This is a genomic window from Bradyrhizobium sp. USDA 4452 (assembly GCF_054063575.1).
In genome coordinates, this window is sequence record NZ_JBSSGK010000001.1 from 3,190,874 (window position 1) to 3,209,944 (window position 19,071).

General features: G+C 64.5%; 16 protein-coding genes and 2 pseudogenes. 13 read left to right on the forward strand and 5 right to left on the reverse strand.

What is annotated here, in order from left to right; all coding sequences use genetic code 11:
* The first annotated feature begins 45 nt into the window (after nt 1-45).
* The 6 genes from ACVISU_RS15365 to ACVISU_RS15390 all read left to right on the forward strand — a co-directional run bounded on the left by ACVISU_RS15365 (nt 46) and on the right by ACVISU_RS15390 (nt 6,738).
* Nucleotides 46-1,308 carry a TetR/AcrR family transcriptional regulator gene (locus tag ACVISU_RS15365; RefSeq protein ID WP_456707483.1) on the forward strand — a complete coding sequence of 421 codons (1,263 nt, stop codon included), beginning with the start codon at nt 46-48 and terminating at the stop codon, nt 1,306-1,308.
* 378 nt (nt 1,309-1,686) lie between these two features.
* Entirely contained in the window at nt 1,687-2,925 is a 1,239-nt protein-coding gene (locus tag ACVISU_RS15370) for a branched-chain amino acid ABC transporter substrate-binding protein (protein ID WP_050405838.1), read from the forward strand.
* 135 nt (nt 2,926-3,060) lie between these two features.
* Nucleotides 3,061-4,008 carry a branched-chain amino acid ABC transporter permease gene (locus tag ACVISU_RS15375; protein ID WP_021078464.1) on the forward strand — a complete coding sequence of 316 codons (948 nt, stop codon included), beginning with the start codon at nt 3,061-3,063 and terminating at the stop codon, nt 4,006-4,008.
* Entirely contained in the window at nt 4,005-5,297 is a 1,293-nt protein-coding gene (locus ACVISU_RS15380) for a branched-chain amino acid ABC transporter permease (protein ID WP_456707484.1), read from the forward strand. Before ACVISU_RS15375 ends, ACVISU_RS15380 begins: the two co-directional genes overlap by 4 nt.
* On the forward strand, nt 5,294-6,043 hold the full coding sequence (locus tag ACVISU_RS15385; RefSeq protein WP_456707485.1) for an ABC transporter ATP-binding protein: 750 nt from the start codon (nt 5,294-5,296) through the stop codon (nt 6,041-6,043). The genes ACVISU_RS15380 and ACVISU_RS15385 overlap by 4 nt, the downstream gene beginning before the upstream one ends.
* The gene (locus ACVISU_RS15390; protein ID WP_050405835.1) at nt 6,043-6,738 is read left to right on the forward strand and encodes an ABC transporter ATP-binding protein; all 696 of its coding nucleotides are present in this window, start codon (nt 6,043-6,045) and stop codon (nt 6,736-6,738) included. Before ACVISU_RS15385 ends, ACVISU_RS15390 begins: the two co-directional genes overlap by 1 nt.
* Nucleotides 6,739-6,744: 6 nt before the next feature.
* Here the strand turns inward: ACVISU_RS15390 and ACVISU_RS15395 are convergent, their stop codons facing one another.
* On the reverse strand, nt 6,745-7,659 hold the full coding sequence (locus ACVISU_RS15395; RefSeq protein WP_456707486.1) for a LysR family transcriptional regulator: 915 nt from the start codon (nt 7,657-7,659) through the stop codon (nt 6,745-6,747).
* Between the two features lie 68 nt (nt 7,660-7,727).
* Here ACVISU_RS15395 and ACVISU_RS15400 point away from each other — a divergent pair, with 68 nt between their 5' ends.
* The 5 genes from ACVISU_RS15400 to ACVISU_RS15420 all read left to right on the forward strand — a co-directional run bounded on the left by ACVISU_RS15400 (nt 7,728) and on the right by ACVISU_RS15420 (nt 10,758).
* Nucleotides 7,728-8,345 (forward strand): GNAT family N-acetyltransferase, encoded by a 618-nt coding sequence (locus tag ACVISU_RS15400; protein ID WP_456707487.1) that lies wholly within the window; start codon nt 7,728-7,730, stop codon nt 8,343-8,345.
* 261 nt (nt 8,346-8,606) lie between these two features.
* On the forward strand, nt 8,607-8,843 hold the full coding sequence (locus ACVISU_RS15405; RefSeq protein ID WP_157113309.1) for a hypothetical protein: 237 nt from the start codon (nt 8,607-8,609) through the stop codon (nt 8,841-8,843).
* Nucleotides 8,844-9,133: 290 nt separating this feature from the next.
* On the forward strand, nt 9,134-9,640 hold the full coding sequence (locus tag ACVISU_RS15410; protein ID WP_050405831.1) for a hypothetical protein: 507 nt from the start codon (nt 9,134-9,136) through the stop codon (nt 9,638-9,640).
* A 507-nt stretch (nt 9,641-10,147) separates the two neighbouring features.
* A complete protein-coding gene (locus tag ACVISU_RS15415) occupies nt 10,148-10,486 on the forward strand; it encodes a hypothetical protein (protein WP_456707488.1) in 339 nt (112 codons plus the stop codon).
* A gap of 56 nt (nt 10,487-10,542) precedes the next feature.
* Entirely contained in the window at nt 10,543-10,758 is a 216-nt protein-coding gene (locus tag ACVISU_RS15420; protein WP_456707489.1) for a hypothetical protein, read from the forward strand.
* A gap of 67 nt (nt 10,759-10,825) precedes the next feature.
* Here ACVISU_RS15420 and ACVISU_RS15425 read toward each other — a convergent pair.
* From ACVISU_RS15425 to ACVISU_RS15435, 3 genes and pseudogenes are all read right to left on the reverse strand, one after another.
* Nucleotides 10,826-13,363: pseudogene (locus tag ACVISU_RS15425) on the reverse strand (CheR family methyltransferase); the annotation flags it as partial.
* A 238-nt stretch (nt 13,364-13,601) separates the two neighbouring features.
* Nucleotides 13,602-13,751 carry a hypothetical protein gene (locus tag ACVISU_RS15430; RefSeq protein WP_456707490.1) on the reverse strand — a complete coding sequence of 50 codons (150 nt, stop codon included), beginning with the start codon at nt 13,749-13,751 and terminating at the stop codon, nt 13,602-13,604.
* Between the two features lie 245 nt (nt 13,752-13,996).
* Nucleotides 13,997-14,560: pseudogene (locus tag ACVISU_RS15435) on the reverse strand (chemotaxis protein CheB); the annotation flags it as partial.
* A 380-nt stretch (nt 14,561-14,940) separates the two neighbouring features.
* Between ACVISU_RS15435 and ACVISU_RS15440 the strand changes: the two are divergent.
* Complete coding sequence (locus ACVISU_RS15440) at nt 14,941-15,129, forward strand: hypothetical protein (protein WP_157113308.1); 189 nt, start codon at nt 14,941-14,943, stop codon at nt 15,127-15,129.
* Between the two features lie 148 nt (nt 15,130-15,277).
* The gene (locus ACVISU_RS15445; RefSeq protein ID WP_456707491.1) at nt 15,278-15,505 is read left to right on the forward strand and encodes a hypothetical protein; all 228 of its coding nucleotides are present in this window, start codon (nt 15,278-15,280) and stop codon (nt 15,503-15,505) included.
* 22 nt (nt 15,506-15,527) lie between these two features.
* On the opposite strand, the gene uca is transcribed toward ACVISU_RS15445, so the two are convergent.
* Nucleotides 15,528-19,070, reverse strand: coding sequence for an urea carboxylase (gene uca, locus ACVISU_RS15450; protein WP_456707492.1), 3,543 nt, complete (start codon nt 19,068-19,070; stop codon nt 15,528-15,530).
* Nucleotide 19,071: the final 1 nt, after the last annotated feature.

A 19,071-nucleotide genomic window follows, 5' to 3' on the forward strand; every position in this document is an offset into this window, starting at 1 on the left:
CGTCTATTGCAGATCGACAAGCCGCTGCCAAGGGGATTATCTCGCGTGCGGGCTTCGTTCCGCGATCAGGAAGGGCATCCGAGCTTGCAAGTCGCCGCCGACCCGACGGATCGGGCTGAAGAAATCCTCGTCTCGGCTTCCCGGCTGTTTGCCCGCCACTCCTATGCGAATGTGACGATGGAGCAGGTCGCGGCGTCGGTGCAGGCCGTGCCGGGCGCGCTGTACCACTATTTCCGCGACAAGGAAGATCTGATCTTCCACTGCTATCTGCGGGGACTTGCGATCTACCGGCACGAGATCGAGGCGGCCGCCGAACCCGGGATCGACGGGCTCGAGATCGTCAGGCGCTTCGTGCGCGGCCGGCTGCGGCCCGAGGGCCAACGCATGATCCTGTTCACCGATATCGACGCGCTGGCTGCGCCCTACAGCAGCGAGGTTCATGCCGGGCGCTGGCAGAACGCCGCGCGGCTTGCGGACATTCTGCAGCGGGGCGTGGCCGACGGCTCGATCGCCTGCGACGAACCGCTGCTCACGGCGGTGGCGCTGATCTCGATTTTGGACTGGGTGCCGTTCTGGCTGTCCGAACGCGACTACTACACGCGCCAGCAGGCGATCGATGCCATCGACGACATCATCACGCATGGCGTCTACCGGCGCGGGATCGCAGTGCCCGAGATGCCCGAGCCGCTCAGCATCGCGCCTTTCCTCGAGGCTCGCGCGGCGTTTAACAAGCGGGCCGCGAAGTTCGATCGGATGCTGTCGATTGCCTCCGACAGTTTCAACCGCAGAGGCGCGTCGGGCACGTCGCTCGAGAGCATCGCCGCGGATGCCGGCATGACCCGCGCCGGCATCTACTATCACTTCAGTGAGAAGGAGAGCCTGCTGCTGGCGTGCCTGCGACGCGGGCTCGCCGGCGAGGTCAGCATTCGCGAGCACCTGCAAGAGCACAGCCTCGGCGCCTTCGATCATATCGTGCAGCGGATCCGCCTGCTGTTGATGCTGCACGACACGCCGTGCGGCCCGAAGGCCACCTACCACAACATCAACTATCTCAACGAGGCCGACCGGAAAGCCTATGTCGCAGATGTGCTGGCGACGATCCGGCGGGATCAGGACAGCTATCAGCGCTGGATCGACGAGAGCCGCTTCCGCCGCATCGATACCTATTTCGCAGAGCGCATCCTGACCGGAATGGGCCATTGGTATCCGATCTGGTTCAAGACCAGGCGAGACTGGTCACCAACCCAGATCGCAGATCATTTCGCGCGGTTGTTTCTCGCGGGTCTCAAGCCGTGTCGGCATCGGTAGCAATCCCGGTTTTCTCCTTCCCCCTGAAAGGGGGAAGGCCGGGATGGGGGTCGGCCGCAGCCGACGCTGTATGCGGAGAGAAGAACCCCACCCGCTTCGCTCTGACGAGCGAAGCGACCTCCCCTTTTCAAGGGGAGGTTTAGAGACGAAAGGACGCTGGTTCGGAACCGCGAACAAGGATGAGTCTCATCCAAAAGTTTACTGCCAGTTCAAATTTTGGCCGCCTCTCGACGCCAAATAGCCTATAACATCATGGTACCGCCCCGCTAAAACTTTACGCAGTATTCAAAGCGAAAGTTGCGAAGGCGCGGCAATTGGGGTTATGAGACGGCCTCGATCGCTCAAGATCAAGAAACACAAGCAAGGGAGGAACGCAGGATGCATAGGCTGATCGTTGCCGCCGCGGCAGCGCTGACGGTGTTGGGAGGCGCGGCGTCCGCGCAGGAAACCCTCAAGATCGGCTATATCGATCCGCTCTCCGGCGGCGGCGCCAGCGTTGGCGAAGGAGGCCTGAAGACGTTTCAGTATCTCGCCGACGAATTGAACGCCAAGGGCGGCATCCTCGGCCACAAGGTCGAGATCGTCCCGCTCGACAACAAGACCAATCCGCAGGAAAGCCTGGTGCAGGCGCAGAAGGCGGTCGACGCCGGCATCCACTACATCACCCAGGGCAACGGCTCGTCGGTCGGTGCGGCGCTGGAGGATTTCGTCACCAAGAACAATTCGCGCAACCCCGGCAAGGAAGTGCTGTACTTCAACTACGCCGCGGTCGATCCGAGCATGACCAACGAGAAGTGCAGCTACTGGCACTTCCGCTGGGACGCGAACTCGGACATCAAGATGGAAGCGCTGACCAACTACATGAAAGGCCAGGCGTCCATCAAGAAGGTCTACCTGATCAACATGGACTACTCGTTCGGCCAGTCGGTGCGATCAACGGCGCGCAAGATGCTGGGCGAAAAGCGGCCGGACATCCAGCTGGTCGGCGACGAACTGCACCCGATGCTCAAGGTCACCGACTTCTCGCCCTACATCGCCAAGATCAAGGCCTCGGGCGCCGACACTGTCGTGACCGGCAATTGGGGCCAGGACTTCGCGCTGCTGCTGAAGGCCGCGGCCGACGCCGGCCTCAAGGTCAACTGGTACACCTATTACGCCGGCGGTGCCGGCGGGCCGACCGCGATCAAGCAGACCGGCCTCGAGAACCAGGTGTTCCAGATCAGCGAAGGCGTCCCGAACTCCGGCAACAAGGCGGCGATGGATTTCGAGAAGGACTTCCGCGCCAAGACCGGCATTTCCGTGTGGTATCCGCGCGCGGTCAACGAGATGCGGATGTTCAAGGCCGCCGCCGAGAAAGCCAATTCGATCGATCCGGTGAAAGTCGCGGCCGCCCTCGAGGGCATGAAGTTCGACGTGTTCGACGGCGGCGAAGGCTTCATGCGCAAGGACGACCACCAGTTCTTCCAGCCGATTTACATCTCCTCGTTCGGCTCACTGACCGACAAGGCCAAGGAGCCATTCGACGAAGAGAACACCGGCTGGGGCTGGCACATCGTCTCCAAGATCGACACCGATAAGACGATGCTTCCGACCACCTGCAACATGAAGCGGCCCTGATCGGCCGCCGCAAGGCACCTCCGCGACCACAGGGTTGCGGAGGCGTTCGCCTGCCGGCAGCGTCGTGGTGTCGGGGCTCATTTCATCGACAGGTTATTGATCACGTGAACCGTTCCAGTCTCAAGCGGGTGCGCCGTGGCTGAGCTCATCGTTATCTCGACGCTCAACGGCGTCCTGTTCGGCATGCTGTTGTTCCTGCTGTCCAGCGGGCTCACCGTCATCTTCAGCATGATGGGCGTGCTCAACTTCGCGCATGCGAGCTTCTACATGCTGGGCGCGTTCTTCGGCTTTCAGCTCACCCGCTGGATCGGCTTCTGGCCGGCGCTGGTGATCGCACCGCTCCTGGTCGGCGTGGTCGGCATGGGCGTCGAGCGCTACGGCCTGCGCAACACCCACAAGCACGGCCATGTCGCCGAGCTGCTGCTGACCTTCGGCCTCGCCTTCGCCATCGAGGAAATCGTCTCGATGATCTGGGGCAAGAGCCCGGTCGACTATCGGGTTCCGGCAGCGCTCGACTTTCCGGCCTTCACCGTGTTCTCGACCAACTACCCCGCCTACAAGATCTTCATGCTGGTGGTCTCGGTCGTGATCTTCATCGCGCTGCTGGTCACGCTGAAGCGGACGCGGGTCGGCCTGATCGTGCAGGCCGCGCTGACCCATCCGAGCATGGTCGGCCATCTCGGCCACAATGTCGGCCGCGTCTTCATGCTGGTGTTCGGCGTCGGCAGCGCGCTGGCGGGCCTCGCCGGCGTCATCGCCGGTCCCTCGCTGGTGACGCAGTCCGACATGGCCGCGCTGCTCGGCCCGATCCTGTTCGTCGTCATCGTGTTCGGCGGCCTCGGCTCGCTGCCCGGCGCCTTCATCGCCTCGCTCCTGATCGGCCTGATCCAGACCTTTGCGGTCGCGCTCAATGGTTCGCTCGCCAGCGTGTTCGGCCCGCTCGATCCGAGCCTCGGCCCCTCGCCGCTGACCGACATCTGGAACGTCACGATCGCGCAGATCGCACCGATCCTGCCCTATCTGCTGCTGGTGCTGGTCCTGATCTTCCGCCCCATGGGCCTGTTGGGGACGCGCGAGTCATGAGCAACGCCGCTATCCCCACCTCCGCCGCGGCTAAAGAAGAGTCCACTGGCGCCCTGAGCTTCTATGGCATCTGGCTGCTCGCAGCGGCTGTGCTGGTCGTACTGCCGCTGGTGTTCTCCTCCGGCGGCTCGCTGACGTCGTTCAGCCTGATCGGCATCGCGATCATCTTCGCGCTGTCCTACAACATCCTGCTCGGCCAGACCGGCCTCTTGTCGTTCGGACACGCGGTGCAGTACGGCCTCGGCGGCTTCCTCGCCGTGCATGTCATGAATGCGGTCGCGAGCCACAACTGGCCGATCCCGCTGCCGGTGATCCCGCTGGTTGGCGGCATCGGCGGCATGGCCTTCGCTCTGGTGGTCGGCTGGGTCATGACCAAGCGCGCCGGCACGGTGTTTGCGATGATCTCGCTCGGCATCGGCGAATTGGTCGCCTCGTCGTCGCTGATCCTGCGCAGCGTGTTCGGCGGCGAGTCCGGCGTCACCACCGACCGCACCTCGCTGATGCCGCTGTTCGGCTGGACCTTCGGGCCGCAGATCCAGGTCTATTACCTGATCGCATTCTGGGTGATGATCTCGGCGATCGCCATGTACGCGCTGACCCGCACGCCACTCGGGCGCATCTGCAACGCGGTGCGCGACAATCCGGAGCGCGTCGAGTTCATCGGCTACGATCCGCATGTGGTGCGCTATCTCGCCTACATGTTCGCCGGCTTCTTCGCCGGCATCGCCGGTGGGCTGACCGCGATCAATTTCGAGATCGCCAACTCGGCCTATCTTGGCGCAACGCAATCGGGCCTCGTGCTGTTCTCCGCGTTCATCGGCGGCACCGCCTATTTCTTCGGTCCGATCCTCGGCGCCATCCTGGTGACCTATCTGCAACTCGGGCTGACCAGCGTCACTTCGGTCTGGCAGCTCTACTTCGGCATCATCTTCATCTGCATCGTGATGTTCGCACCCGGTGGTATCGCCGGCATCCTGATGAAGCACCGTCCGCTGATCCGCGCCGGCACGCTGGGCACCGTGATCCCGTCCTATCTGGTCGCGGCGATCCCGACACTGGCGCTGGCGCTCGGCATCATCCTGACCATCGAGACCGTCGCGCGCTTCTCCGGCGGCGACGCCATCAATCTGCTCGGCATCCCGTTCGCCGCGACGGCGCCGACGACCTGGGTAACTGCTGCGGTTCTGCTCGTCGGCGGCTTCCTAGTCGCGCGCATCACCTGGCGGCGCGTCGCCGAAGCCTGGGATCGCGCCGCGACGGTGGCCCGTGATCGGGGGTATCTGGCATGACCGCCGCCATCCAAGTCAACGCCGTCGAGAAGAGCTTCGGCAACGTCCAGATCATCCGCGACCTCAATCTGAGCGTCGCCAAGGGCGAGCGTCACGCCATCATCGGCCCGAACGGCGCCGGCAAGTCGACGACGTTCAACCTGATCTCCGGCCACATCAAGCCGACCTCGGGCGAGATCCGCCTCAACGGCGAAGTCACCTCGGGGCTCAGACCGTTCGAGGTCAACCGGCGCGGCCTGTCGCGCTCGTTCCAGGTCACCAACGTGTTCGCCCGCATGACGGTGTGGGAGAACGTCCGCTGCGCGGTGCTGTGGGCGACCGGCCACCGCTACGCGTTCTGGAAGAACGTCGACACCCTGCCCGAGGTGAAGCAGCGCACCGCTGAGATACTCGACGACATCCATCTCAGCCATCGCCGCGACGTGCCGGCGGGCCTGCTCACCTATGCCGAGCAGCGCGAACTCGAGATCGGCATCACGATCGCCGGCGGCGCCAGCGTCATCATGCTGGACGAGCCGACCGCGGGCATGAGCCACGCCGAGACCGAGCGCGCCGTCGCGCTGATCCGCCGCCTCACCGAGGGACGCACGCTCGTGATCGTCGAGCACGACATGAGCGTGGTGTTCGGCCTCGCCGACCGCATCTCGGTGCTGGTCTACGGCCACATCATCGCCTCAGGCACGCCTGAGGAAATCCGCGGCAATCCGAAGGTCAAGGAAGCCTATCTCGGCGAGGAGGTCGACTGATGCTCGAGGTCAGGAATCTCCACGCCTATTACGGCAAGAGCCACATCCTGCAGGGCGTCGATCTCGACATCGCCGCCGGCGAGGTGGTCAGCCTGCTCGGGCGCAACGGCGTCGGCCGCTCCACGACCGTCAAGGCGATCATGGGCGAGGTGCCGCCGCACGGCACCATCCGCTTCAAGGGCCAGGACATCGCAGGCCTGCCGAGCCACAAGATCGCCCGGCTCGGGCTCGGCTATGTGCCGGAGCATCGCGACATCTTCCCGAGCCTGACGGTGCGCCAGAACCTGATCCTCGGCATCAAGGACCCGCGCCGCCCCGGCAAGTGGCGGCTGCAGGAGATGCTCGACATGTTCCCCAACCTCGCCCGCCGCGCCGACACGCCGGCCGGCGTGCTGTCGGGCGGCGAGAAGCAGATGCTGACCACCTGCCGCACCCTGCTCGGCGATCCCGAATTGATGATGATCGACGAGCCGACCGAAGGCCTCGCGCCGCTGATCGTGCAACAGGTCGGCGAGCTGATCGCGCGAATCGCGAAAGCCGGCGTCGCTATCCTCTTGGTCGAGCAGAAGCTGTCGATCGCGATGAAGATCTCGAACCGCGTCTACATCATGGGCCACGGCCGCGTGGTGTTCGAAGGCACGCCCGATCAGCTCAAGGCGAACGCCGCCGTCCGCGAGGAATGGCTCGAGGTGTGAGGCTCGTCAAACCGGCACGCGGGCGGGCTTCCTGAATTCTGCGGTCTCGGCACGAACCAGGTCGCAGAATTCGAGCGCAAGGCGGCTGCGCGGCCGCTGCGACGGAAACAGCAGCACGGTGGTGAGTTCCAGCCGCGGCGCGAACGGCTTGAGCACGATCCGCGTGCTGGCAAAATCCCGCGCCACGACGGGATCGACGATCGAGAAGCCCAGCCCCTGCGCAACCAGCGCGCAGCGCTGCATGCTGTACTGAATCTCCGCCACCGTCCTGACCCCGGCCCCGGCGTCCTCGAAGGCGCGTTCGAGGCGCGTTCGATGCGGCGCGCCCGGGGCCGGCGCAATCATCGCCTCGCCGTGCAGGTCTTTTGGCATGATCAATCGCTTGGATCGCAGCCGGTGCTGACGCGGCAGCACGCAGATGGCGTCGGTCGTCATCAGCAATTCGTCGTCGACCGCTGCAAAACCCGACTGGGGCCGCGCCAACCCGACGTCGCACTGGCCCGCAGCAACCAGGCTCCAGACCCGTTCAGGGCTGTGCACGGCGACCGACAGCATGATGCCGGGGTTTTTCCTGGAGAAGCTGCTGACGATCAGCGGCATCAACGAATAGGTGAATGCCGGAAGGCAGGCGATCCTCAGCGTCCCGCTGCCCCGCGCGCGAATGCCGCGCGCCGCACGCGCCAGATATTTCAGCCCGGCCTGGTTGCGCTCCACCTCGTGCAGGAAGATCTCGCCTTCCGGCGTCAACGTGACGCCGCCGCGCCCGCGTTCGAACAGCGCGAAGCCGATCTCGCGCTCCAGCCGCGCGATGGCGCGACTGACGAAGGGTTGCCCGATCCGCAGGCTCAGCGCCGCCTTGGTGATTCCGTTGTGACGCACGACCTCGCGAAACAGGTCGACGTGTCTTGGATTCAGGGACATGACCAATCCGCATATGAACTGCCAATCCGGTCATTTGACGGCATGCTGGTTCGATGCGTCAATAGGGCATGCAATTCGCAGACAGCCATGCCGCCTTGGCCACCGACCGCATCCTGCTGACCAGGATCGACTGCTCCGGGATCTCGCGGGTCGAGCCACTCGGCGACGCCGGCATGCTTCGGCAGCTCGATCGCGGCGGCTCCAGCCAGGCGGTGGCCGCGCGCCTGGCAGCCACGCTGAGCTGCGCGAACGTCACGGCCGCGTTCGCGATCGAGGACGCTGGATCGGGCGACATCATTGGCCTCACTGCTGTCGCGGCGCACGAGCCGCAGGAGAAGCGGGCGACGCTAGCGCCGATCTGGAGCAGCGGACGATTGGACGAGGTCGTGCTCATCAGCCACGTCGCGCATCTCATGACGCGGTACGCGTTCGAGGTGCTCGCCGTCGAGCGGGCCGAGGTGCATCTGGATTGGCGCTTGCGGCGTACGCTCGAGCTTTACGCCGGCCTCGGCTTCCGCTGTGAGGGACGGCTTCGCGCCTATTTTGCTTGCGACGAAGGTCCTTCCGCCGATGCTGCGGTCCTCAGCGTGGTACGCTCCGGATGGCCTGTCATCGCCGACCGACAGCGCCGGCTCCTTGCCAATGAGGCGTGGTGCTGTCGGCTTCCGTCCGATCGTCCGCCATAGCGCAATGAGGCGTGAGGCGCCGCGGGGCAGCATCAGGGGACGATCTTCATCCCAACAGCGAAAGGATGGTAACACCCCGTCGCGGGCTCGACCGAGCGCCGGAGCATCGCATCGCGACATCTTCCCGAGCAGAACACGCGTGCCCATCGGATCATTGCCGATCATGGTCCACGGATGCCTTTGGGCCCGGGCTGTTGATCCGGATCAATAGGCAATACCAACCACCTGATATCCATGCTCGAAATCCGAAAGGGTTGCGAGATGCGAACGAATTTCACGCTACCTGAACTGGAGCAAGAGCTGCGCCGTCTTCACGATGGTGCCGTCCACCACCTGACGCGGCACGATTACAGGCGGCTGTTCGGCGATAACGATGTGGCGGTAGCTCGATTGCGAAATTTCGCAAAGAGTCACGGCTGCGTGGCGAGCTTTGCCGACGAGCAAATATTGTTGCGAAAGCTGCTTCGACGTGTCGAAGGCAGCGCGTCCGCCAAATAGGCAACGGGCTCTGCGCGTCAGGGCCCATTCAAGCCTTCTGCCTCTCGTGGCGGGTGCATCAAGATCAAGCCAACCAGGCACTCTGATGATCGTCTTGAGGACAGCGTCGGCCGCGTCTTCCGGAAGGCCACCCCGCACTTGACCTCGACGCTTCGGCTCAGCTCTAATGCCTTGTCGCTCTTGGCTGGCGCTGACGGCGTGTCTGGAGAAAGCCGATTTCGAAGAGCAAGAGATTTGCCCGATGGTCCGCGGACGATGACAGAGAGCTGCTGAGGTCGTGTGCCTCTGGAATGCATCCCCGGCTGCTGGCTGACGCGTTCGGGCGAACCGAGACCGCGATCAAGGCCCGCCTCGCTTTGCTTTCCAAGCATCCGCCGTGGGCTGAGCTGTCGCCGGAGACTGACAACCTCTCGAAACCCGAGAACGATAGCTGGATAGCGGATCAAGGCTTTGTGAGCGCTTGCCGCCAGCCGCTCGCGACGACCCGGCGCGAACGCCTGCGTGCAATCGGACTGAAGGGACTGCAGCGTAGCCCCACAGCCAGGGCAGTCCCTGAAACGACCGTATCGGAGGATCGCCAGTCCGCTTCTGCAGCTCGCACCGACCAGAGACCGATCGAGGTTGCCCGGGAGTGGCTTCGCGAACGGCAGGCGCACCTGCAACTGACCAATCAGTTCACCCGCAACATGCTCGCACGGACGGCGGAGCGGTTGCGGCTATCCCGCGCAATCTTGAGCCATCCTCTTCCGCCCATCATCAAGCGCGCAGCGATGCGGATCGAGCCGGGCGGCCAATGAGCGCGTACGGTCAACCGGCTTCGCGCGGGGCCTTGGGCGGATCGGACATCGGGCGATAACCGCCCGGCTGCGCCACGGCATCGGCTATTGGTCCGAAGCGGGCGCGTCAGGACGTCGCTCGCGCGTTCAACTGTACAAATCGTGCCAGAAGATTGGTGTTGCCGAGGCGGAATTCGACCACCGAGATTGCCCCCGTATTTGTACGGGCCGGCACCATCCGAATTTTGCCACCTCACCGGCCCTATGTTAGCGTGGAACCTAGTCCCCGGCACAGTCGATCGGCGAACACATGGCAGACGACGGCAACCGTTTCCCGAAAACCTTGGGAAACGGGTCCGCAAGGCTCTCCAGGCGTTTTCGACCGACGAGCTTCGTCAGCTTCTGGCTGAGATCGAGCGCACCTTGCGTGTCCATTCGTCACACAATTCGATTGATGATCCGGGAAGTCGTCGTCCGCATCCGGCCAGAGCTCGCCAATCTGAACTGCGACTCGTGGGAGGCGCCTACATGGACAAGTATATCGCGCAGGCGAACATCGATCATTATCTGGGCCTGCTGAAGGATCCGGATGTTCCGGGCGACACCAGGACGATGATCACCAAGCTGCTGCTCGCCGAGGAAGACAAGTTGGGCCACCAAAGAGAGCAGCTCGAATTTGCCGAAAGCAGGGCCGCTGCATGCCGGCAACGCGCGGACCGTCAACGGCGGCTGATGAATGCGTTTGCTCCGGGCTCGACCGATCGGATGCAGGCCGAAAGGCTGCTCGTCAATTTCGACGCGCTCACGCAGTTTGTCGAAGGCTGCTGTCACCAGATGCGCCGCAAGGCAAATGAAAGCTCGCTTTGAGCTGCCGGTCTCCGCTTGGTGAATCGTATCGGGATTCAACTGAAAAGTAGTTCGAGATGGACCGCGTGATCCTCGAGCAACACCTCGCCCTCGCAGAGCGGCACGCCGCCCAGGGCAGGCAGCATGTTGCCCGGCAGGAGAACCTGATCGCGGAACTTGACCGGGACGGGCACGATACCACCGAGGCCCGCAAGGTGCTCGACACATTGCGGATCACGCAAGCGCTGCACGAACAGGACGTCGAGCGCATTCTGGGCGAGCTGACGAAGTAAGGCCGATCGCGCCGGGCCTGTTGCCGTCCGGAGGTGCAGCCCGGCGAGGAGCCGTTTCCTCAGTTTACGTGATCGCCGTGACGTCGATAAAGGTGATCACGACGCCGGCGATGAAATTGTCGATGCTGCGGTAGGGCAGGATGCGCACGATGTAGCGCGTGCCGGTGTCGGGCGCGGTCAGCTCGCGTTCGACGCTCGCCAGCGTCCGCAGCACGCGCCGGACATCGTCGTAGAGTTCCTCGATCGGAATACGCGCTTTGATGTGCGCGATGGGCCGGCCGACATCGGTCTCGACCAGATGCAGCAATTGGGTGATCGCCGGAGTGAAGTTCATCACCTTCAGCTCGTTGTCCAGGAACACCGTTGCGATCTGCGTGCTCTCGAGGAAGTTCTTCAGGTCGCTGGTGGCGCGAGTGAGCTCCTGTACGCGGTGCGCCAGCTCGCCGTTGACGGTCGTCAGCTCTTCGTTGACCGACTGCAATTCCTCGCGCGAGGTCTCTAGCTCCTCGTTGGCGGATTGCAGCTCTTCGTTGAGCGACTGATATTCCTCGTTGGAGGACTTCAGCTCCTCGTTGGTGCTTTCAAGCTCCTCGATCGTGGCCTGCAGCCGTTCGCGGGTGGCGCGCAGCTCGCTCTCCAGCCGCTCGACATGCTCAGTCCTGACCAGGGCGTTGGGGTTGCTCTCCGCGCGCTCGTCGGACCGGACCGGGCCATCCTTGAACAGGACGACGAAATTGCGCTGGCCGGCGAGGCCGTCCTGGACAGGCTCGACCGTGATGTCGACCAGGACGCGATGCCCGTTGACGCCGAGCTGCACCTGTTCAGCTTGCGCCGCTTCATTGGTTTCCGCTGCGCGGCTCAGCGCGGTGCGCAGCTCCAGCCTGAGATCGCGGTGCACGAGATGCAACAGGTCGAGCGTCGCTGCGCCTGCCGTCGGATCGATGTACCGGCCGGTCCGGCCGGAGAAATGCAGGATGTGAAAATGCCCGTCGGTGATCACGTAGGCCGGCGCATAGCGCTCGGCGATGCGCTGGGCGCGGCGCTCGAGACCGACATCCGTGCCGATGGAGCGCGGGGGCGGAGCGTCGATCGCCGCCCGTCCGGCCGCCGTCGTGATCGGAAATTCCGGTGGCAGCCGCGTTCCGGTCTCTAGCCTTCTGAAGATACGCGCGCGCCGATCGACCGGCGCAAACAGCTTCAGGTGCCGGGTGACGTTCTCGGAATTGCCCAGGAACAGGAAACGATCCGGGAGCAGCGCAAAGTGAAACAGCGGGATCACGCGGTTCTGCAGCTCGGCATTGAGATAGATCAGGAGATTGCGGCACGAGATCAGGTCGAGCTTGGAGAACGGCGCATCCTTTGTGACGTTGTGTTGCGAGAAGATGCACATCTCGCGCAGCTCCTTGACGACGCAATACGTGTCGCCCTCGCGCACGAACCAGCGCGCCAATCGTTCCGGAATCATGTCGCTTTCAATGCTGGTGCGATAACGCCCGACGCGCGCGGTGGCGAGCGCTCGGCCGTCGATATCGGTCGCGAAGATCTGCACCTGCGGCGCCGCATCCAGGCTGGCCATATGTTCGCGCAGAAGGATGCCGATCGAGTACGCCTCCTCACCGGTGGCGCAACCGAGCACCCAGATGCGCACCTGCTGGCCAGCGCCCTTTCCCTCGAAGATCTTCGGGATGACCTGGGTTTCCAGGATATCGAACTCCTTCTTGTCGCGGAAAAACTCCGTCACGCCGATCAGAAGGTCGTTGAAGAGATGCTGCGCCTCGTCCTTGTCATTCCTCAGGAAATCGACATAAGAGGAAATATTGTCGATCTGCACCACCTGCAAGCGACGCTGGACGCGACGCAGGACGGTGTTCTGCTTGTAACCGTGGAAATCGTTGCCGGTCTTGTTGCGAAGGATATCCGCAATGCGTGCAAGCGAGCTGGCGGCCGCCGCCAGCACCTCGTCGAACCCCTGCTTCTTCTCGAGCCGCCGCAGGTGGCGGGCGTAGACGTCGATATGTTCCGGAATATCCTCGGGCGGCAGCACGAAATCCGCAATGGCTGCGGCCGAGTTGCTATCGTCGTACGGCGCGGACTGCCCGTCGGCGCTGCGCTAGGCGATCGCCAGACCGCCATGATCCTTCAAGGTCGCGACCCCGAGCGTCCCGTCGCCTCCCGTGCCGGCCAGCACGACGCCGATCGATTGCTCGGCGCGGTCTTCCGCCAGCGACACCAGGAAACTGTCGATGGCCGCCCGTTCACCGCGCTGCTGCTCGGCGCGCCGGACCGTGAAACGGCCGCCATGAATCGTGGTGATCATATCGGGCGGACAAAGGTGGATCGCGCCGCCCTCCACGATCTGGCCATCGTTGATCTCGCACAGTTTCGCGCCTTCTGATCGCTGCAATGCTTGGTGCAGCTGGGTGTCCTCGATGGCAGCCCGGTACTGCAGCACAAGCACGATTGCCTGGTCAGGACTGAGCCTCAGCTTCGAGAAGAACCGCCCGATGCTTTCCACGGCCCCGGCGGACGCACCGACGCCGACGATCAGCGGCACCTTTGACTGGCGCTCTTCGTCTCCGCTCTGCGGTTGACCAACATCATCCATGATCGCAACGACTCTCGTTGACCTGTAGGCGCCTCGCCCTAGCCATGTTGATAGCAGAGTTCAGTTCCATCCCAATGGGATACGTAGGCATTATCCAATTTCCTGAAAAACTCGACCCGACGCGCGGTCGCCCTCCAGGAACGGAGAAGTCATGGCGCCAACAGCCAAGCCAGGAGACTGCCTTCCGGGAGTTCGCAGGCCTCCTTGCGCTCCGGCCCAAACTCGTCCCATCGCGCCTTTAGGAAGATGTGACCTGTCCTTCGAGATATGCGACCCGCTGCGCAATCAGGGTCCGATGTCGTTCCCACTCGATCAAGGTCTGCTTGAGCAGGCTGGCCAGACGCTCGGCCTCGTTGGTGTCGTGGCCGGCCCGCCGCAGCCAAAGCACCAAATCCTGCTAGCTGCGAAGGCGCTTCCAGCCCTCCTCGATATCGACCTCCGCCTTGACCAGAAGCGCCCGTTCCGACCGCAACTGCTCGGCCCAGTTCGCATGTTCAGCGCCAGCCATCACGGTTCCTTCTGCGCCGGTCGCGTCGGATCAATTCATTGTAGCATGACTTGCCCGATCATATCCGGATCTTCACGCTATGCGACGGCAAGCGCGTGCGCGCCCTATGGAATCGCGATCGACCGCTCCCGGACCAGATCGAGCAAGGCGTCGCCAAGCCGGGCGCCTGGAGCGCAGAGATCGACCGTGGTTGCTTGCAGCGCCCGGCGCGGCATTTCGCTGGAAATAGCGTCCGCGGGATCCTGCACCAGCGTGATCCCGCCGCAACGCTTGATCGCTTGCAGGCCCGCGGCCCCATCGGATAACCGCCCGCTCAGCACCACGCCGATCACCCGAGGTCCATAGTGCCGCTCGGCCGAGCGAAACAACGGGTCGATCGCCGGCCGCACTAGGTTCTCGCACGGGCCACGATCGAGCATCAGATGGCCGTCCAGGACCAGCAGATGACGGTCCGGCCCCGCCAGATAGACCTGGCTGTTCTCGATCACCATGCCGCTTTCCGCTTACCGGACCTGCAGCCTGCCGGCCGCGCCCGCGACCGTCGAGAGAATGCCGATCCCATTGGCCGGCATGTGCAGCACAATGCAGATTGCGGCCGGCAGGGCAGGCGGCAATCGCCCGAGGATTTGCCTCAAGGGTGCAATTGCCCCGGCGGAGCCGCCGATGACGATGATATCGCGATCGGGCATGGAACCCATCGTTGTTGATGTCGTTTGCAACAAAGCGAGCTTTCGTCCTCCGTTCCTGTTTTGCGATGGATTCAAGCCGAGGCGAGGCCGGTGCCGGATATCTGATCTCGTCGAACGATCACGCGAGCGCTGGCTCCTGACGTCACGTCCTCATCGTCGAAGCGGGTCCGTTGTGGGAAAGGCGAGACCGAACCGTGCGCGCCCGCACCGTCGTGTGTGACGCAGATCGCTCCGCTCGATCGTGGAACGTCCGGGAGCGGCGGCTTCATCGTTCGAGCCCTTCGTGCTACGGTCAATCCCTCACCGGCTGAGGCTTTGTCCGTAGGCGTCGGTGGCTGAGAGACCGAGCGCGCTCCCGCCTGCTAGCGATGGAGACGCCGATGTCCGGCCGCGTACCGATTTATCATCTTGATGAAGCCGATGCTGCCATTACGGCCCACACACGCGAACTGATCCGACAGGCCCGCGACCTGCTCAAGGCGCCCAACGATACGTTCCTCGGCCGAAAGACCTCCGAACCGTTTCCAAGGGAGGGCAAGCATGGCCACGCGACAGTGAAGCTGACCTGACCTGCGCGCCGGATCTCGAGCACAGGCGGGCACGGCGACAACAGCGTGGAGGCCAAGGCTACCGCTCCAGCGATGCTGAAACGACGGATGGCGTGACATCTGTTCCCGGCATAGACCTAGGCAGCCGATCTGGAGAAGGAACGCTCCGATGCCTGACGAGTGGATTGCCTGGCAGGTCGCGCGGGTGATCGCGCGGCGGCGCAGAAGCGACGCCCTGACCCAAGAGGCGCTGCAACGTTCATACCTCAGGATCAAGGAATCCTGCGAACTCTTGAATGCTGACGTGCCAAGGGTCTGGACCGCACCAGGCCGCAATGAAGGTTCGGCGCGCCGCGATACCGCAAACCTTAATGTTCGCGGCGCGACCGGGAATTGACCGGCAGTTGGCCCCGGGGACGTCACGATTCGATGAGCAACGCCACGACGTCGCCCGCGCGCAGCGTCTGGCCGGGTTTCACCGGCACCGACACGATGCGGCCCGCAGCGGGTGCGTGCACCGAGATCTCCATCTTCATGGACTCGATGATGGCGAGCACATCGCCGGCCGCAACCTTGGCACCCTCCTCAACCAGGATCTTCCAGATGTTGCCGGGCACTTCGGAAAAGGCGCCGATCTGGCCGTCGGGAATGCCCGCCGCGGCGACACCCGCATCAATCGATTCCGCCGGCACCTCATCGAGCTTCATCTCGCGCCAGCGCTGACGCTCGGCATCGAACGCGGCCTGCTGGGTCGCCTTGAATGCTGCGATCGACGAATGCGTCTCGGTCAACTGCTTCGCGTAGTCGGCGTAGCAGAATTCGCCCTGCTCGATCCTGATGTCGTATTGCCCGTGCGGGAATGCGGCGCGGGCGTCCAGCAGTTCGTCGGCGTCGACCGGGAAGAAGCGGATCTTGTCGAAGAACCGCAGCAGCCAGGGATGGCCGGGCTCGAACACCCGCGTCGTGCGCCAGGTGTTCCAGACCTGGATGGTGCGTCCGAACAGCTGGTAGCCGCCCGGCCCTTCCATGCCGTAGATGCACATATAGGCGCCGCCGATTCCGACCGCGTTCTCCGGCGTCCAGGTCCGCGCCGGGTTGTACTTCGTGGTCACCAGGCGATGCCGCGGATCGAGCGGGGTCGCCACCGGTGCGCCGAGATAGACGTCGCCGAGGCCGAGCACGAAGTAATCCGCATCGAACACGATGCGGCGAACGTCGTCCTCGCTGCCGAGCCCGTTGATGCGGCGGATGAACTCGACATTCGACGGACACCATGGCGCATCAGCACGGACCAGCTCCTGATACTTGCGCATCGCCAATTCGGCCTGCGGATCCCGCCACGACAGCGGCAGATGCACGGTGCGGCTCGGCACCCGCATCGCATCGACATCAGGCAGTTCGCGCTCGATCCGCCTGAGCACATCGAGCAGCTTGGTTCGCGGCAACGCGGTGCCGTCATAATGGACCTGCAACGAACGGATGCCGGGCGTCAGATCGATCAGGCCGCCGAGCTTCGCATCCTCCAGCGCCTGCGCCAGCACATGCACGCGCAGCCGCAGCGCGATGTCGAGCTCCATCGGGCCGTATTCGACCAGCAGATTGTCGTCGCCGGCGCGGCGGTAGACCACCGGGATCGGGCCATCATCATTGCGCCCGACGATGGCCGAGCCGAGTTCGGGCGCACGCAGCACCGTGGGGCCGGCGACCGGATCGTCGCGTTTCACCGGCACGAAGCGGACGGTGTCGCCGGGCCGGAGCTGGCCGACCTTCCAGAGCTCGTCGCGCGCGACGACCGATGGACACACGAAGCCGCCGAGACTCGGGCCGTCGGGCCCGAGGATGATCGGCATGTCGCCGGTGAAGTCGATCGAGCCGACCGCATAGGCGTTGTCGTGGATATTCGACGGATGCAGCCCGGCCTCGCCGCCGTCGGCCCGCGCCCAGCGCGGCTTCGGCCCGATCAGCCGCACCCCGGTCCGAGCGCTGTTGAAGTGCACCTCGTAGCTCGCCGCGAACAGCGTCTCGATGTCCTCATCGAGGAAGAAGTCCGGCGCGCCGTGCGGGCCATAGACCACGCCGATTTGCCACGCCGAAGTCAGCTCCGGCCGCTCGTCCACCGTGGCGCGCCGCGGCGCCGCAAGGCCTTGCGTCTTCGCGCCGATATGAAGCACGTCGCCGGCCTTCAGCGAGCCCGTCGCGTGGCCGCCGAAGGCGCCGAGCGCGAACACCGCACGCGAACCCAGAATCTCGGGCACATCGATGCCGCCGCGCACAGCAAGATAGGTGCGCTGGCCCGGGCCCTTGATGCTGCCGATCACGAGCGTCTGGCCCGCACGCACCGCGACAGGCTCGTGGTAGGCGAGATCAATACCGTCGAGCGACGCCTTCATTTGCGCGCCGGACAACGCGACGATCGCATCGGTGTTGAAGCGCAAAGTCGGCCCGTTGACCGTCAGCTCCAGCGCGGTCGTTACCTCCGGATTGCCGACCACACGGTTGGCGAGGCGGAACGACCGCTCGTCCATCGGCCCGCTCGGCGGCACGCCGACATGCCAGAGATGCAGCCGGCCGGGCAATTCCTGCACGCCGCTTTGCGCACCGGGCGCGACGACGTCGATGGTGTAGGGACGATAGGCGAATGCGCCGAGCACGCTGGTCGCGACCTGCCCGCTCCGGAACACATCCGACGCCGCGATGGCGCGCAGATAGTCGAGATTGGTCTCGATGCCGGCGACGATCGTGTCGTCCAGCGCCTGCGTCAGCTTTGCGATCGCGGCCTCGCGCGTCTCGGCCGACACGATGATCTTGGCCAGCATCGGATCGTAGAACGGCGACACCTCGGCGCCGGTCTCGATCCAGCCGTCGATCCGCGCGTCCGGCGAAAAGCTGACCCGCGTCAGCCGGCCCGCGCTCGGGCGAAATCCTGCGCTCGGATTCTCGGCATAGAGTCGCACCTCGATCGCCGCGCCCTTTGGCGTCAGCGTGCTGGCCTGGCCCAGCACGTCCTCGCCGGCCGCCTGCCGGATCATCCATTCGACGAGGTCGACGCCGGTGACCTGTTCGGTGACGGGATGCTCGACCTGCAGACGGGTGTTGACCTCGAGGAAGTAGAAGTCCTCGCGCTCGACGTCGTAGATGAACTCCACCGTGCCGGCGGATTCGTAGGCCACGGCCTTGCCGAGCGATACCGCGGCCGCATGCAACCGCTGGCGGATATCGTCGGACAGCCCCGGCGCCGGCGTCTCCTCGAAGACCTTCTGGTTGCGGCGCTGCAGCGAGCAATCGCGCTCGCCGAGCGCGACCACGTCGCCCTTGCCGTTGCCGAAGATCTGCACCTCGATGTGGCGCGCGCGGGCGACGAACCGCTCAAGATAGACCCGGGCATCGCCGAAACTAGCGCGCGCCGTGCGCTGCACGGACTCAAAGCGCTCGCGCAGCGTCGCCATGTCGTGGCAGAGCTGCATGCCGATGCCGCCGCCGCCCGCCGTGCTCTTCAGCATCACCGGGAAGCCGATCGCCTCCGCCTGTTGCACCGCCTCTTCGATGGTCTCCAGCAGGCCGGAGCCCGGCAGCAGCGGCACGCCGCTGCGCTCGGCGAGCTCGCGCGCGCGGTGCTTGAGGCCGAAGGCATCGAGATGCTCGGGCCGCGGCCCGATGAATTTGATGCCGTGTTCGGCGAGCCGCTCGGCGAAGCGGCGGTTCTCCGACAGGAAGCCGTAGCCGGGATGCACCGCCTGCGCGCCGGTCGCAAGGCACGCGGCCATGATCGCATCGACGTTGAGGTAGCTCTCGGCGGCGGGCGCCGGGCCAATGCGCACCGCCTCGTCAGCCTCGAGCACCGGCCGCGTGAAGCGGTCGGCGTCGGAATAGACCGCGACCGAAGAGATGCCCATGCGGCGCAATGTCTTTCCGATCCGTCCGGCGATCTCGCCGCGGTTGGCAATCAGGACCTTGCTGAACATG

Coding starts and splice junctions, on each gene's coding strand:
- ACVISU_RS15370 (WP_050405838.1), top strand. CDS start 1,687: ATGCATAGGCTGATCGTTGCCGCCGCGGCAGCGCTGACGGTGTTGGGA.
- ACVISU_RS15380 (WP_456707484.1), top strand. CDS start 4,005: ATGAGCAACGCCGCTATCCCCACCTCCGCCGCGGCTAAAGAAGAGTCC.
- ACVISU_RS15385 (WP_456707485.1), top strand. CDS start 5,294: ATGACCGCCGCCATCCAAGTCAACGCCGTCGAGAAGAGCTTCGGCAAC.
- ACVISU_RS15390 (WP_050405835.1), top strand. CDS start 6,043: ATGCTCGAGGTCAGGAATCTCCACGCCTATTACGGCAAGAGCCACATC.
- ACVISU_RS15395 (WP_456707486.1), bottom strand. CDS start 7,659: ATGTCCCTGAATCCAAGACACGTCGACCTGTTTCGCGAGGTCGTGCGT.
- ACVISU_RS15400 (WP_456707487.1), top strand. CDS start 7,728: ATGCAATTCGCAGACAGCCATGCCGCCTTGGCCACCGACCGCATCCTG.
- ACVISU_RS15405 (WP_157113309.1), top strand. CDS start 8,607: ATGCGAACGAATTTCACGCTACCTGAACTGGAGCAAGAGCTGCGCCGT.
- ACVISU_RS15410 (WP_050405831.1), top strand. CDS start 9,134: ATGCATCCCCGGCTGCTGGCTGACGCGTTCGGGCGAACCGAGACCGCG.
- ACVISU_RS15415 (WP_456707488.1), top strand. CDS start 10,148: ATGGACAAGTATATCGCGCAGGCGAACATCGATCATTATCTGGGCCTG.
- ACVISU_RS15420 (WP_456707489.1), top strand. CDS start 10,543: ATGGACCGCGTGATCCTCGAGCAACACCTCGCCCTCGCAGAGCGGCAC.
- ACVISU_RS15440 (WP_157113308.1), top strand. CDS start 14,941: ATGTCCGGCCGCGTACCGATTTATCATCTTGATGAAGCCGATGCTGCC.
- ACVISU_RS15445 (WP_456707491.1), top strand. CDS start 15,278: ATGCCTGACGAGTGGATTGCCTGGCAGGTCGCGCGGGTGATCGCGCGG.
- uca (WP_456707492.1), bottom strand. CDS start 19,070: ATGTTCAGCAAGGTCCTGATTGCCAACCGCGGCGAGATCGCCGGACGG.